The organism is Bradyrhizobium sp. SOJA106 (assembly GCF_059448745.1).
This window is the reverse complement of the sequence record NZ_CM182549.1, coordinates 5,900,851-5,916,028: the sequence shown is the minus strand read 5'-3', so window position 1 is coordinate 5,916,028 and position 15,178 is coordinate 5,900,851. Positions and strand designations below refer to the sequence as shown.

Sequence of the window (15,178 nt, the reverse complement as noted above, 5' to 3'; positions counted from 1 at the left end):
GAAACGCCGTCGAGCCGGCCGACATCTTGCGGCTGACCGGTCTGATCGCGCATCGCGGGCCGTTCGGCGAGGGGACGTGGTTCAGCGCGGACCGAAGCCTCGCACTCGGCCACCGCCGCCTTGCGATCATCGACCCTGGCGAGGGCGGCTATCAGCCGATGCTGTCTGCGGACGGCCGCCACGTGATCGTGTTCAATGGTGAGATCTACAATTTCCTCGAGCTGCGCCGCGAGCTTGAGGCACGTGGCGCGGTCTTCCGCAGCGAATCCGACACCGAGGTGATTCTGGCCGCGTGGCAGGCCTGGCGCGAGGAGATGCTGCCCCGCTTCAACGGCATGTGGGCATTGGCGATCTACGACACGGAAACCAACGAGCTTTTCCTGGCGCGCGACCGATTCGGCATCAAGCCACTGTTGTATGCGCACTCCGCCGACCGCTTCGTCTTCGCCTCCGAGCAGCGCGCGCTGGTGCGCAGCCGCTTGATCGATGCATCCTTCGACATGGAGGTTGCGCGGCGCCTGCTGCTCGATGCCTTCGCGATCGAGGGCAGTGAGCGGACCCTGTTTGGTCAAGTGCGGCGTCTGCAGGGCGGTCATTGCATGTGGCTGCGCCAGGGCAAGATCGTTGTCCAGCGCTGGTGGCGGACAGTCGATCATCTGCCGGCCGTGCCGGCCACGGAGGCCGAGCGCGTCGCGCGCTTTCGCGAGCTGTTCCAGGATGCCGTGGCCTTGCGCATGCGCAGCGATGTTCCGATCGGCACCTGCCTGTCCGGCGGCTTCGATTCCTCGGCCGTGATCTGCACCATGGCGGCGCACGAGAGGGCCGGCATGGGACCGCGAGATAGCACCGCATGGCGCCACGCCTTCGTCGCGACGTTTCCCGGTGCCTCGAATGACGAGCGACCGATGGCCGAGGAAGCGGCGGCCTGGGCTGAGGTCGCGCCTACGTTCCTAGAAGTTGGGCAGGCCGACGCGTTGATCGACCTCGATCAAATTCTCGACGATCTCGATGACGTCTATATCGGCCTACCTAGCGCCGCGTGGTTGATCTATCGGCAGCTCAGGCGGCACAACGTGACGGTGTCGCTGGATGGCCATGGGGCGGACGAACTGATGGGCGCCTATTTGCAGGAAGGACAGGCAGCCGCATTTCGGATCCGCAACGCGGCCGAAGACTTGGCTTCGCGTTCGCCGCTGGCGCGGCGCGGCGTCGACATCCTGCGTGCGTCGGCCCTCAAGCGTCGGGGGCTCTACTTTCTGCGCGGCGGCCTGCGCGATCTTCCCGCCCGGGTTTCGCTGACGGCGGAGGACGATGTGCTGCCGCGCGAATGGGGTGGGTTGAACCGGCGGCTCTACCGCATGTTTCACAGCACGGTGCTGCCCACTATCCTGCGCAACTTCGATCGTCTTTCGATGGCCCATGGCGTCGAGGTCCGGATGCCCTTCATGGACTGGCGCCTGGTGACCTATACGATGGCGTTGCCCGAAAGCAGCAAGGCGTCAGACGGCTGTACCAAGTTGGTCGCTCGGCGCGCGATGGCCAAGCTGATGCCGGAGACGATCCGCACCGCGCGCCGCAAGGTAGGATTCAATTCGCCGATGCCAGAATGGCTGAACGGGCCGCTTGCCGGCTGGACGGCAGACCTCCTCGGCCAGAAAGTGCCGGCCTTTGCCGAACTGGTCGATGAAACAGGCCTGCGCAGAGCGGTCGGCCGTTTGACGGCATCGAAGACATGGGATTGGGAGTCGGTCGGGCGGATCTGGCCGTATTTGAACATGAAATGGATGTTGGCAAGGTACGTATAAGCAATGCGTCTGTTCCAGAATAGCTGCTTCTATCCGTCCTATCTGCCGCGGTTGAATCAGCTCGCGGCAAAGGCGGCGAGCTTCGAAGAGCGGCGCCGAGCGTTTCTGGACGATCGTTTCGGTGCGGCTCATTTCCTGAAGCCCGTGCTCGATGGATTGCCGGAGGCCTTCTTCACCAACGGCGACGACGAGATTCTCCAGCGCCTCTGGGCGCGTGAGCAGGGGATGCCGGGCGTGCCGACGCTCGAGGCCATCCTGCTCGCGCAGATAGAGCATCACGCAACCGAGGTGTTTTACAATCTCGATCCCGTACGCTACCCCAGCGCGTTCGTTGCCAAGCTGCCCGGCTGCGTGAAAAAGACGTTGTGCTGGCGCGCAGCGCCGTCGGGAAATGCGGATTTCACAGCCTATGGCGCAGTGGTTGGAAATTTTCCGTCGATCCTCGATATCTGGCGCCGCAAGGGATGTCGGGGCGAATTGTTCTATCCGGCGTATGATCCCGTGATGGACGATTATGGTTATGGCGAACGTCCGATCGATGTTGCCTTCGTCGGCGGCTACTCGCGACATCATCGCGCGCGTGCCAGGACGCTCGAACGGGTTGCGCAGCTCGCGGACAGCCACAATGTCGTGCTTTGTCTCGATGCATCGCGCCTGACCAGGCTCGCTGAGAGCGCAATCGGACGGTTGCTGCCGCTGCGGCGGCACCGGCGTCCCGATTCGATCGCGATCATCGCGAGGCCGCCCGTGTTCGGGAGAGATCTTTATGAGCTGATTGGCTCGTCGAAGATCGTCCTCAATGGCGCGATCGACATGGCCGGCGAAGACCGCGGCAATATGCGCTGCTTCGAGGCAATGGGGTGCGGCGCGCTGCTCGTATCCGACGCTGGAAGATATCTGCAGGGCATGCAGGACGGCGTCACGATCGAGACCTACGATAGCCCGGAACGGGCCGTTGAGGTGATCTCACGCAGTCTGCAAGATTGGCCAAGATCGGCCGAGATCGCCGCGCTTGGTCGAACCCGCATACGGGACATCTACAGCAAGGACCGGCAGTGGAAGGAATTCGGCGATGTCGTAGGACGCCTGTAGCCATGCTACAGCATTCGGCCCAGTACACTCCCGATCGATTGCACGAATATCAGCTTCCTGATCCGGTGCGGGACGGAGGCGAGCCCCGTTGGAGATGCAATTTGAAGATCCGAACACGACCGATTCTGCGACGTGCTGGAATGCGCTGATGTCCGGCCTTTCTGCGCTAGTGCGCTATGGCGCGCACGCCATCGATGGCATCAACTTGCACTACATTGTCCAGCGCCTGATCGGGCGGGCCACCTGCCGCTTGCACCAAGGAGCATTCCTGGCTCATAGCGCTCGGATCAGGAATGCGCTCGGCGATAGCGATAGGATAGTCATCGGAAGCAATTCTCACGTCAGGGGCGAGCTGATGATCCTCGGTCACGGCGGCCGGATCACGATAGGGGAGTGGTGCTATGTCGGGGTTGGCACGCGAATTTGGTCAGGAGCGTCGATCAACATCGGTAATCGCGTCTTGATCTCGCATTCCGTGAACATATTCGATAATCTCTCGCATCCGATCCGTGCTGCCGAGCGGCACGAGCAGGCGAAACAGATTTTTTCCACTGGGCATCCGAAGAAGGTCGCCCTGGACGATCGTCCGATCAGGATCTGCGATGATGCGTGGATCGGCGCTTGCGCCATGGTCATGCGTGGCGTGACCATTGGCGAGTGTGGGATCGTCGCTGCGGGTGCCGTGGTCACCAAGGATGTTCCGGCCTATTCCATCGTGGCCGGTAACCCCGCAACCATCGTCCGGAAACTGTCCCCGGACGAGCGATGAGGTAAGCCATGTCCATCTGGGTGACCGGCGCGAACGGGTTCATCGGCCGCCATCTCGTCCGCGAGCTGGCAGGTGCAGGGCACGCGGTGCACGGTGTCGGGCACGGCGCCATCGATCCGGGCGATGCGCGGCAGCTTGGCCTGGAAACTTGGATCAATGGTGAGGTCGACGCGGCCAATCTGAATGCGCTTGCGTCCGCGCACGGATTGCCGTCGCGGGTTTTTCACCTAGCGGGCGGCTCTTCCGTCGGGCCGTCGATCGCCCGACCGCTCGAGGATTTTTCGCGTACGGTGACGAGCACGGCTCATTTGCTCGAATGGCTGCGAGGCTTTGCGCCCAAGAGCCTGCTGGTCGTTGCGTCGAGCGCTGCCGTCTACGGCGCTGACCACGCCGGCCCGATCCCCGAATGCGCGGCGAAGGCTCCGATGTCGCCCTATGGCCACCACAAACTGATGATGGAGCAGCTGTGCTGCAGCTACGCTCAGAGCTTCGGCATCCGCTGCGTCGTGGTACGATTGTTCTCGGTCTACGGTCCCAACCTTCGCAAACAACTGCTGTGGGATATCTGCTCGCGGCTGAGGACCGCGGAGCGGTCGCTCGCTCTCGGAGGAACTGGGGCTGAAATTAGGGACTGGACCGATGTTCGAGACGTAGTGCGATTGCTGACACGGGTCGTGGAAGTGGCGCAGCAGGACGGCTTTCGCGTGATCAACGGCGGCTCTGGGCGCGGGGCGAGCGTAGCAGCCATTGCGGACGGCCTGATCAAGCAGTGGGGAGGCACGACCGTCGTGCGCTACTCCGGCGTCGTCCGGCCGGGCGATCCGGTAAGCCTGCTGGCGGACGACCGGCTCCTGCGCGAGATGAATTTTGTTTGGCGCATTCCGCTCGAACGCGGTCTTGCCGACTACGTGAATTGGTTCAAAGGCCAAGCCCGTGGCTGAGCTTGCGCCGCTGCGAATTGCTTTCACCAACATTCCGCGCCGCCTGTGGGCAGGCGGTCACAACTATCAGCGCAACCTCTTCGTGGCGCTGAACCGGTACTGCCCCGGCGCGATTGTGCCGGTGCTGTTTGCGGGACCGGCGGATGATCCCGAGGAGATCACTTGGCTCGCGGACATTCCGGCGGTGGAGGTCGTTCGTTCGCCCGCATTCGCCCGCGGCCGATGGGGCCTGCTCGGTCCAATTGCGTTCGGAGTCGACCGACAAGCGGTCGCCGAATTCCGCGCGCGGAATGTCGATATGGTGTTCGAGTCCGCGCGCTTCTTCGGCTGGCGCCTGCCGTATCCGGCGATCGCCTGGTTTCCCGATTTTCAACACCGCCTGCTGCCGCAGCTCTTCTCCAAGAGTGCCTATTGGCGGCGTGAAATCGGCTTTCGGGTCCAGATAGCAGCCCGCCGGCACATCATGCTGAGCAGCACCAGCGCTCTCGCCGACTTCCGCACGTTCTATCCGGGCGTCGCAAATGGCGTTTCGGTGGTCCGGTTCGCGACCGAGCCTCCTTCGAGCCTGCTTGCGACGAATCCGTCCGACGTGATCGCGCAATATGGCCTGCCACAGCGCTATTTCTACCTGCCCAATCAGTTCTGGCGGCATAAGAATCACCAGCTCGTCATCGAAGCACTCGATCTCTTGAAGCGCCGAGGGCTCGACATCGTCGTTGCGGCGTCGGGCAGCACGCAAGACCTTCGCAACCCCGGCTTTTTTGAGAGCACGATGAGACAAGTGAAAGCCCGAGGGCTTGAGCGGAACTTCCGCCATCTCGGGATGATCCCGCTGGATCATGTCTACGCGTTGCTGCGCGCGTCGACCGCGCTCATCAATCCCTCGGAGTGCGAGGGATGGAGCACGACCGTCGAGGAGGCGAAGTCGTTCGGCGTTCCTATGATCCTGTCCGACCTCGCCGTTCATAGCGAGCAGACCGGGGGAAAGGCGCGTTACTTCGGCACACGCGATTTCGACGCGCTCGCCGGTCACATGGCGGAGGTCACGCAAACGGCCGGCCCTATGACGGTCCGCGATTTATTGCCGAACGTCGATGGGCAGGTAAAGGGGTTCGTTGCAGACTTCGTCCGACTGGCCCGGGAGGTAATCCAAGCGCCGCGGGCTTGTTAGTCATTGAGACTGGCCCGCGCGAAGATGCTCCGCGGCACCACATACCAGAGCAAGAAAGAGGAGCGCGGTGCCACCGTCTGGCACATCAATCGAACCTTCAAGGGCTTCGAAAAGCTTGCTCCGGGATCGCATGCGAGTCGATGTGTCGACGGACCAGATTGAAAGATTGAGATAGTAGATATCGCGCTACTATTTCCTGCTCCGGATTCGTCAGGTGCTGATGAGAAGAATGCATCGAATCTGCCGCGAGACCTGTTGGATGACGCCACCCGCTTGCGCTTGCGCTCGGACCTTCGCGGAAAGTGCTTGTGGGGCGAGTTCGAGCGTCGCGACGCAGGCCGCGAAGCATCACGCCCTGCCGGTAAGCATTTCCAAATCGATTGACCCCGCCGAAGATATATTTACTGCCGAACGTTCAGGAGCCGGGCATGCTTTTGCTGAAGGTTTTGTTCGATTGGCCCACCCTGCGAGCGGCGGCGCCGGTGATCAGACGCAAAGCATCGATTTTCTGCCGATTGCTTCGGTGGACCTAGACAGGCCGAGGAATGCTACTCGAACAAGTGGCGCTTGCTCTGGAAACATCGACCGGGGCGTGACATACCACAGCAAGAAAAGAAAGGCGGCACCGTGAGAAAGCAGGGTTGTCGTAAGTGGTACATTCAGGAGGATTTGAGGAAGGACGGAGCTCGAGATCAGAACCAAACGGGAGGGGAGGCCGGCGGAGAGACGATTGGCAAAGGCGACCACGAGACCGCAAATCAGCACAGGAATTGGTGCCAAGAGCGGTCCGACAGAAGCGATTCCTTCGGTCGAGAACAGGGAGGCATTGAAATTGCCGAGGCCGTAAGCGCTCGACATAACGACCCCCAACTGTTCCTGGTAGGGACACGCGACTAAGGCTTTGAGGAGCCTAATCTGGCAGAAGTAAGTGTAGGGATGATGGAAAAAGAAATCATTGTAGATGTCCATAGCGTTCGATGGCGTTGCAATCATCCGCAGATTGATCAATTCGAGAAAGAAACGCGCATTCGTCCCAAGGATTTCGTACAAAACGAGCCCTGCCAACAGCGGCAGCAATAGCGAAATGACAACGGTCACCCTGCAGTCAAATAAGCGCGTAAGCACAGCCAACGCCAATAACCAGGCAGGCGTAAATAGGGCAATCTTGTTTAGCGTGATCGGGTAGAACAACAGCAATAGAGCAAGCGTGAAGCCAGCTCGCCAGTAGCTTTTTCGCATCACAAAGCAGGCAAAGGTGAAAGGCAGTAGTGAGTTCGAAGTGATCCCGATCCAGTAATAGAGCGGATTAGGTATGTTGAGCTTCTCGCGGAACTCATACATCCGCGCTAGCGAGACGAGGCTGAAGCTATACGTTGCGCTGAGTAGAATCGTAGCTACGCCGGCTACCAAAATGAAGGTCAGCATGCGGTCGAAAGTCGACTCCTCGACTTTGAATCTTTGCCGGATCGGGGACGACGCAAATAGTGCCGGGGCGAGAAACCCAACCATCGATACAACGGCAGAGGCTCCGCTGAGCCAATGATCGTACTCAAACCGCGAGAAGGAATTTAGCCATAGATAACCTACCACCATGGTATAAAAATAAAATCCGACAAAATAGCCGAAACTGAACGGAGCTCGTAAGAAAACATAAGAGAGAAGAGCGAATGCTGCGATCGCGACGCCCGCTCCCTTGAGGAGAGCCGGATCGTAATAGATATGATACACGTAATAGTCGCGGCTGAGGTAGGCGAGCGAAATGCAGCAGGCGATGATGTGAACGCCGATCAGCAACCCCAGCATCACGCGCTCGAAAATGTCGTTCGAAACTGGCGAGTTCATGGTCATTTGGTGGAATTATCTGGTTAGACAGCTGTAAGGTAGGCGTCCGTTATTGTACGCAAACTTAGGGATTGAGCTGTGAACAAACTTCTCACCCTCCACCGTCAAATCGTTGTACAGGCGAGCAATGGTGTTTCCAATGACTGTCGCCGCGAGTTTATCCACGACTAGTTGCCTTGCGTTCTGACCATACTGCGTCCGCAGTTGCCGAGATTCGGCCAACCGCAAAATTGCCGTAGCCAAAGCATTTGGATCTTCACTAGCACCAGCAGACCCGTTTGATAATCCAGTACAACTGGCCGGCGACCCGGCACACCGGTGGCAATTGGCGGTCTGCCGCACGCTGCCGCATCCATAAGGCTTCTTAGCAGGCGTTCACGATACACGTACGAGAGGACAGCAAACACGGCGATTGTTACAATTGCGCCGTTAGGCAATGCCGGATCATAGTAGATATGATAGAAGCCGTAGCAGTGGCTAGGTAGGCGAGCGAAATACAGCAAGCTAAGATGTGAAAGCCGATCAGTAAACCAAGACACGTTGAAATCTTATCCGCCAGTACGCTGCTACTAATGCCCATTTTGGCAATCCTGTTGCAGGTCAGAAAGAGAAAGAGTAAGTGGGCGGCGCTGGTCATTGGACAGCAAATCGAAGGTTTGAGAATTCGACCGGCTTCCAGCCAGGCGCAAGCATTTTGTCGGCCTGTGAGACGAGTCGGCAAATCCTGAGGGGTAGCTCCGGCGGACCCAAATAGTACTTCCGGTGGCGAGAACCCCAAGCCTGTGGGGTATTGCACTAGCCGCACCCACGCGCCCGTTGCCCTTCTCACTCCAGTCGTCCAGGCGTGCGACAAACGACGCGATCGGTTCCACCATATTTCGTGTCGTGAACTGCGCACACCCGTGGAGTCGGACCAGACGCGGGTTAGATTGAGTAGGGTGAAGCGCATCGTGACCCAAAACGGCCGGGCTCGGTCAGCGTGACAGCCGACGCAGCTCCGCGCGAGCCTTCTCGGCGAGCGGATCGTCGCCGTGCCGAGCAATGAAGAGCTCGAACGCCTCCCGAGTTCCCTGCCGCCGGGCGGCTTCGTACTCCTCCGTCACGGCGACGGTCGGATCGCGCGCCATCGGCATGGAGGCAGCGCGTCCTGCTTTGGAACTTTCTTTGGCGCTGTCGTCTGCTTTGGCTTTCCCGACCATCGCAGGCTGTTCTCCGAAGTGCTTTTGGTCCGGTCCGGCGAGCACTGCCAGCGCCCAGACCAGACCGGCTGAATGCGGGCCCAGTTTCATGATTTCCCTTACAATTACACGCGAGGCGGAACTTGCATCCTGCCACTCCGTATCACTACGGAATTTGATGGCTAATACGGCGTGACGGAAGGGGAATCTGCGCCGACGCCAAATTTAAACCAAATCTATAGCTCTCAAGCTAGAATTAGGCGCCTGCACTTCTGATCGTGCCGAAACGCTGCTCCGGAGAGTTTCTTGGCTAACTCTGTCACTGTCAATGCCACCAATAACGCCGAGATCGACGGCCTGCTGTCGGGCTACAAATGGTCCGGCACGATCACCTACAGCTTTCCCGACGCGCCCAGCGACTACGCCAATCCATACGGCGGCGGCAGCAGCGAGCCGACGCAGGCCGGCTTCGCCTCGGCGCCGAGCCAGATGCAGGCGGCGATCAATTACGCGATCGGATTGATCCTCAGCTACACCAACGCCAACATCCAGTACGCGGGAACGGACGGCGCCAATATCATGATCGCGCAGTCGCCCGCGGCCAACCCCACCTCTTACGCCTACTACCCCGGCAACTATGCCGCGGCCGGCGACGTGTGGTTCGGCACCAAATACGACTACACGCAGGCAAAGCTCGGCAACTACTACTTCACGACCGCGCTGCACGAGCTCGGCCATGCCTTTGGCCTCAAGCACAGCCAGGAGACCGGCGGCCCCGCCAACGTTGCGATGCCGAGCGCGCATGACGACAGCGAATACACCGTCATGAGCTATCGCAGCTATGTCGGCGCTTCGACGACGTCCGGCTACACCAACGAGGCCTACGGATATCCGCAGACCTACATGGCCAACGACATCCTCGCGCTGCAAACGATGTACGGCGCGAACTACAACGCCCAGAGCAGCAACACGGTCTACAGTTGGAGCGCGACGACCGGGCAGGAGTTCATCAACGGCGTCGGACAGCTCGCACCGGGCGGCGGCGCAGGCGGTTCGGCCAACCGCATCTACGAGACGGTCTGGGACGGCGGTGGCGTCGATACCTACGACCTGTCGAACTACACGACGAATCTGAGCATCAATCTCAATCCTGGCGCGGCGTCGGTATTCTCCCCCGTGCAACTCGCCAATCTCGGCAACGGACATTACGCCTCAGGCAATGTCTACAACGCCTATCTCTACAACGGCGACGCGCGCTCCTACATCGACAACGCCACCGGCGGCTCCGGCAACGATACGATCCTCGGCAACGCCATCGCCAACGTGCTCAATGGCGGCGCCGGGAACGACACGATCAGCGGCGGCGGCGGCAACGACACGATTATCGGCGGTGCTGGCACTGACGTGGCGGTGTATTCCGGCACCAGGGCGAATTACGTCATCAGCTATGACGCAAGTACCCAGACTTTCACGATTAGTGACCAACGCGCTGGCTCGCCGGATGGCACCGACACCGCCACAGGGGTCGAGTATTTCCAGTTCGCCGACGGGACGGTCGCCAGCGTCGCACTTGAATCACCGATTGTGATCGAAGCTGTCGGTGCGACAAGCTTGGTGCAGAGTGGCGGCAATTTCTTTCTCAGTGCGATCGCAACTAGCGGGGGGCCGTCGCTCAAATATGGCGGAACGCCCTTCGTCGCATCGAACCAGCCGGGAGCATGGACGCCGATTGGAGCGGAGCCGATAGCAAGCGGATACGAGGTTGCCTGGAAGGTCATCGGTTCCGACCAGTACTCGGTCTGGAACGCCGACGGAGATGGCAATTACGTCTCAACTGCAGTCATGACGACGCCGGGCTCTAGCTTGGCTTTGGAATCGGTCGAGACCAGCTTCCACCAGGACCTCAACGGTGACGGAGTGATAGGCGTCGCGGCGACAATCGTCGAGTCGTTCGGCTCGACGAGCCTGACGCAAGTTGGGGTCAATTACTATCTTTTCCCGAACGGCACGAGTTCTGGTCCTGAGGTGAAATATAGCGGCACTCCCATCGCGGCGTCGAGCCAAGCGGGTGCCTGGACGCCGCTTGGAGTGGAGCCGACAGCAAGCGGATACGAGGTTGCATGGAAGGTCATCGGTTCCGACCAGTACTCGGTCTGGAACGCCGACGGAGATGGCAATTACGTCTCAACTGCAGTCATGACGACGCCGGGCTCTAGCTTGGCTTTGGAATCGGTCGAGACCAGCTTCCACCAGGACCTCAACGGTGACGGAGTGATAGGCGTCGCGGCGACAATCGTCGAGTCGTTCGGCTCGACGAGCCTGACGCAAGTTGGGGTCAATTACTATCTTTTCCCGAACGGCATGAGTTCTGGTCCTGAGGTGAAATATAGCGGCACTCCCATCGTGGCGTCGAGCCAAGCGGGTGCCTGGACGCCGCTTGGAGCGGAGCCGACAGCAAGCGGATACGAGGTTGCCTGGAAGGTCATCGGTTCCGACCAGTACTCGGTCTGGAACGCCGACGGAGATGGCAATTACGTCTCAACTGCAGTCATGACGACGCCGGGCTCTAGCTTGGCTTTGGAATCGGTCGAGACCAGCTTCCACCAGGACCTCAACGGTGACGGAGTGATAGGCGTCGCGGCGACAATCGTCGAGTCGTTCGGCTCGACGAGCCTGACGCAAGTTGGGGTCAATTACTATCTTTTCCCGAACGGCATGAGTTCTGGTCCTGAGGTGAAATATAGCGGCACTCCCATCGTGGCGTCGAGCCAAGCGGGTGCCTGGACGCCGCTTGGAGCGGAGCCGACAGCAAGCGGATACGAGGTTGCCTGGAAGGTCATCGGTTCCGACCAGTACTCGGTCTGGAACGCCAACGGAGATGGCAATTACGTCTCAACTGCAGTCATGACGACGCCGGGCTCTAGCTTGGCTTTGGAATCGGTCGAGACCAGCTTCCACCAGGACCTCAACGGTGACGGAGTGGTCGGTGTTGTCCCGGCGGGAGCCAGCCCAGTAGCGACAAGCACTGTCAACCCGACGTCAAGTTCTGTTGTCGAAGCGTCCGTCGGCACCGCTGCAATTGGTGGCTCGTTCGCGTTCCGAGGCGACTGGGGCCTTGAGGCCGAAACGGCCAAATTCAGCGACTACTCCTCGTTGAGAGCCGATCACTCCGAATTGTCTGTGCTCCACGAGCAGATTGGCGCACCACACACGGCGTTCGAGGTGAGTAGTATTGGGCACGATCTCGCCGGGAATCACGATCACCTAAAATTAATTGCCGACCTGCACGCAAGTTCTGCTTTTATACAATGACTGCTGGACGGCGGCGGTATGCAGGGTAGCCAGGCGACCTGCTGGAAGAAGTAATACGACGGACTCTTACTGGCTGAGATGCGTCGATTGAAGACGTCCGACATCGAGAACGCTAAGCTGCGGTAGATGATTGTCCATTTGGGCAAGGTGATGCTGCAGCGCGCAAAATCCCGGATCGCACGGGCCGATTCTGGCAGCTCAACTAAGCGAAGAAGCCGATCGTTCAACGTATAGGAATTGCCAACGGCTCGCCACGCAGAAATGAAATAAACTGATAGTGGAAGTACGGCGACGCAATGAATCGAGCATTGCTTGTGCTCCAAAGCCGTGATCTCGTCCGCGCCGAAGCCGAGCTCGGCCCCATCTGGCCGGAGCATGGTTGAAAGCGCCGTTCGAAATGTTAATTTGCCCCTCCCAGAGGAATTCAGATGACAAGCCAGACTCCACCCCCACAGGGACTGACTATTCGCTCGACCGAAATTATCGATTCTGCGGGGAAGTGCGTTCGGGGGCTGAATGCTGGCGAGGAATATTTGATCGCCATTACGGTTACGGCCACAGAACCCGTCAAGGACATGAGTATAGGATATAATATCAAACTCGCCAATGGAACAACCGTTTATGGAACGTCTTCAGCCATCCAACGACATCTGCTGAATTTCGAAGGCGGAGAAACGAAAGTTTGTCGTTTTACACTTAAGCCTGAGTTGGGGCTTGGAACTTATTATCTCTCAGCCGGCGCTGCCCAGGTGCTCACCCCCGATGATGAGATTCATAATTACGTCATGCGCGACTTCGTTCACGATGCCTTAACGTTTGTTGTTGTCTCAGACAAGGATACTGGCTTGGCGGAGCTGAAGAGCGATCTGATTTCGTTTGAAAAGATTGGCGCGCAGTAATGGGCATCAACTTAGAGTTCGTCGCGACTCTTGCGGAGATCAGATCTCAGCTCCCTGCTGATGCCACCGTGTTGGAGCTTGGTGCACAGGACGTTTCAGCTGACCCGGGCGCCGTGGCGAGGCTACTGTCGGATTTTGGCTTCAAGAATGGCGGCCCTATTAACACGGCCGCCGAACTTTATAGCCGTTTGGGCTTCGCAAGCTACGATGCTATCGACATCAACGGCGGCCCTGTAAACGTTCATGCGTTCGACTTAAACTTCGATCTCGCCTCTACTTACGGATTCGCAAGGACATTTGACTTGGTGACAAATCTGGGGACCCTAGAACATTGTTTCGATCAAGCGTCAGCGTTCAGAAACATGCATCGGCTCGCGAAGACCGGCGGAACAATGATCCACTGCTTACCTTCGCAAGGATTGGTAAATCATGCATTTTACAACTATCATCCTCGGTTTATCGCCGAACTGGCAAAAGCCAACGGATACGAGATCAGCTTTGCCTTCCTGACTGCCGATTTCACCCCGAAGCGCGTTCCGTATACGATTGAGAACTTCCGATTGTTCGATGCACGAGACGTATTGTTCTATGCAGTTATGACAAAGGGCACTGGGGCGGATTTCAAGAATCCATCCGATAGTATGTTTACAGACCAAAAAAATGTCATGACCAGTGAATATCGCCCTTACGTTAAGGCTCCCTGGTCAAACATTCTGGCTGACAATGGTTGATCCGAAACGATCATTCTGCTGTAAACCGAAATGCACATTTCTCTCGTTTGGGTTTGCGCGCACGCCTCGTCTTTAACTTAACATCCAGATACTAGGTACGCGTCCGGTGACGGCCGCTCAAAATTGACGTCAAGCGCCAATCAAATGGGCCTCAGAGCTACGCTTACGCTTCGGGAACGGAATCCCGTCGTGGAGTTGCCCCCGTTAGACCGGACACTCGGCTGGTTTGAGAGATGCAATGTACTCCCGCGGTGAGCGGTAGCCCAGCCGGGAATGCGGGTGTTCTGAGTTGTAATCCTCCATCCAGTGGTCGATCCACAGCAGCGCGGTGCGCGCGTCGGGGATCGGGTTGACGCGAACATAGTCGCGCTTGAAGGTCTTCACGAACGCCTCGGCCATGCCGTTGCTCTCGGGGCTTTCGACCGGCGTGAAGCAAGGCTCGAGGTTCAAGGCCGCGGCAATCTCAAGGGTGCGATAGGCGGCGAAGATCGAGCAATTGTCGCTCAGCCATTGCACCTTACGTGGAGCGCGCATGTCACCGAACCGCCGTTCGACACAGTGGACCATCATGTCCCGGATCATCTCGCCGGAGATCCCGGCCGTTGTCGCCACCCAGCTGATGACCTCGCGGTCATGGCTGTCCAGGGCAAAGGCAACCCGCACGATCTCGCCATTCCAGCAGGTGAACTCCAGCGCGTCCGAACACCAACGCACGTTGGAGTGGCTTGTCATGATCGTTCCATCATGGGCCCGCGGGATGCGGCGCCCTGTATGCCGGGCCAGCAACAAGCCGCCCTTCTTCATCAGCCGGTAGACGCGCTTGGCGTTGACGGGATCGTGGCCGGCGGATCGCCGCGCGCGCTTGAGGAGCGCGGCGATCCGCCGGTAGCCATAGCTCGGGCGGGCGTCCACCAGGCGCCGGATATCAGACGTGAGTTCCACATCCCCGGCGCGGATCTGGGGCCCGCGCTTCGGACGCTTGCCATCAACTCGCTCAACCAGGTTGGAGCGGGCCACCCCGAGGGTCTCTGCGATCCGTTTCACGGGGTATCCTCCGGCGCTTGCGATCGCGACAGCAAGGTCGGTTTTTTTACCCGTGCAAGATCAAGAGCCTCCTTGAGGATCTCGACCTCCATGGTCTTGCGGCCCAGCAGGCGTTCGAGGTCTCTAACCCGTTCCTCCAACCGCCGGACCTCGGATGCGGCGACCACATCCTCATCTGCCCGAACCGCTTCCTTGCCCCCTTCGCTCATCAGCCGTCTCCATCGGAAGACCAGGCTCGGGGAGAGCCCATGGCGACGGGCAACATAGCTGATCGACATGCCCGGTTGCAGCGTCTCATTGACGACCAAGAGCTTCTGCTCCGTCGTAAACCGTCGCCGGCGGGCAACGCCGGTGATGACTTCCACCTTCGAAAACGTCTCGGACATAGGCGTAT

At 59.2% G+C, this 15,178-nt stretch carries 11 protein-coding genes; 8 read left to right on the top strand and 3 right to left on the bottom strand.

The window, feature by feature from the left end:
• The first annotated feature begins 26 nt into the window (after positions 1-26).
• The 5 genes from asnB (at position 27) to AC5V87_RS27790 (ending at position 5,778) form a co-directional block, all read left to right on the top strand.
• Positions 27-1,805, top strand: a complete 1,779-nt coding sequence (gene asnB / locus AC5V87_RS27810) for an asparagine synthase (glutamine-hydrolyzing) (RefSeq protein ID WP_495368344.1) — start codon at positions 27-29, stop codon at positions 1,803-1,805.
• Positions 1,806-1,808: 3 nt separating this feature from the next.
• Positions 1,809-2,897, top strand: a complete 1,089-nt coding sequence (locus AC5V87_RS27805; RefSeq protein WP_495368343.1) for a glycosyltransferase family protein — start codon at positions 1,809-1,811, stop codon at positions 2,895-2,897.
• A gap of 94 nt (positions 2,898-2,991) precedes the next feature.
• Complete coding sequence (locus tag AC5V87_RS27800; protein ID WP_495368342.1) at positions 2,992-3,666, top strand: acyltransferase; 675 nt, start codon at positions 2,992-2,994, stop codon at positions 3,664-3,666.
• A gap of 8 nt (positions 3,667-3,674) precedes the next feature.
• The gene (locus AC5V87_RS27795; RefSeq protein ID WP_495368341.1) at positions 3,675-4,607 is read left to right on the top strand and encodes an NAD-dependent epimerase/dehydratase family protein; all 933 of its coding nucleotides are present in this window, start codon (positions 3,675-3,677) and stop codon (positions 4,605-4,607) included.
• On the top strand, positions 4,600-5,778 hold the full coding sequence (locus AC5V87_RS27790; protein ID WP_495368340.1) for a glycosyltransferase family 4 protein: 1,179 nt from the start codon (positions 4,600-4,602) through the stop codon (positions 5,776-5,778). The genes AC5V87_RS27795 and AC5V87_RS27790 overlap by 8 nt, the downstream gene beginning before the upstream one ends.
• 486 nt (positions 5,779-6,264) lie before the next feature.
• On the opposite strand, the gene AC5V87_RS27785 is transcribed toward AC5V87_RS27790, so the two are convergent.
• A complete protein-coding gene (locus AC5V87_RS27785) occupies positions 6,265-7,626 on the bottom strand; it encodes a hypothetical protein (protein WP_495368339.1) in 1,362 nt (453 codons plus the stop codon).
• A 968-nt stretch (positions 7,627-8,594) separates the two neighbouring features.
• Positions 8,595-8,909, bottom strand: coding sequence for a hypothetical protein (locus AC5V87_RS27780; RefSeq protein ID WP_495368338.1), 315 nt, complete (start codon positions 8,907-8,909; stop codon positions 8,595-8,597).
• A 195-nt stretch (positions 8,910-9,104) separates the two neighbouring features.
• Between AC5V87_RS27780 and AC5V87_RS27775 the strand changes: the two genes are divergently transcribed.
• From AC5V87_RS27775 to AC5V87_RS27765, 3 genes are all read left to right on the top strand, one after another.
• The gene (locus AC5V87_RS27775; RefSeq protein ID WP_495368336.1) at positions 9,105-12,110 is read left to right on the top strand and encodes a M10 family metallopeptidase C-terminal domain-containing protein; all 3,006 of its coding nucleotides are present in this window, start codon (positions 9,105-9,107) and stop codon (positions 12,108-12,110) included.
• 428 nt (positions 12,111-12,538) lie between these two features.
• Positions 12,539-13,009: a Wzt carbohydrate-binding domain-containing protein gene (locus tag AC5V87_RS27770; protein ID WP_495368335.1), complete on the top strand. Its 471-nt coding sequence runs from the start codon at positions 12,539-12,541 to the stop codon at positions 13,007-13,009.
• The gene (locus tag AC5V87_RS27765) at positions 13,009-13,740 is read left to right on the top strand and encodes a class I SAM-dependent methyltransferase (RefSeq protein ID WP_495368334.1); all 732 of its coding nucleotides are present in this window, start codon (positions 13,009-13,011) and stop codon (positions 13,738-13,740) included. Before AC5V87_RS27770 ends, AC5V87_RS27765 begins: the two co-directional genes overlap by 1 nt.
• Positions 13,741-13,944: 204 nt before the next feature.
• Here the strand turns inward: AC5V87_RS27765 and AC5V87_RS27760 are convergent.
• Positions 13,945-15,170 (bottom strand): IS3 family transposase gene (locus tag AC5V87_RS27760; RefSeq protein WP_495368333.1). Its coding sequence is split into 2 segments (ribosomal slippage): positions 13,945-14,834 and positions 14,834-15,170, totalling 1,227 coding nucleotides; the frame shifts between segments, so codons are not numbered across the junction.
• Between the last annotated feature and the right edge of the window lie 8 nt (positions 15,171-15,178).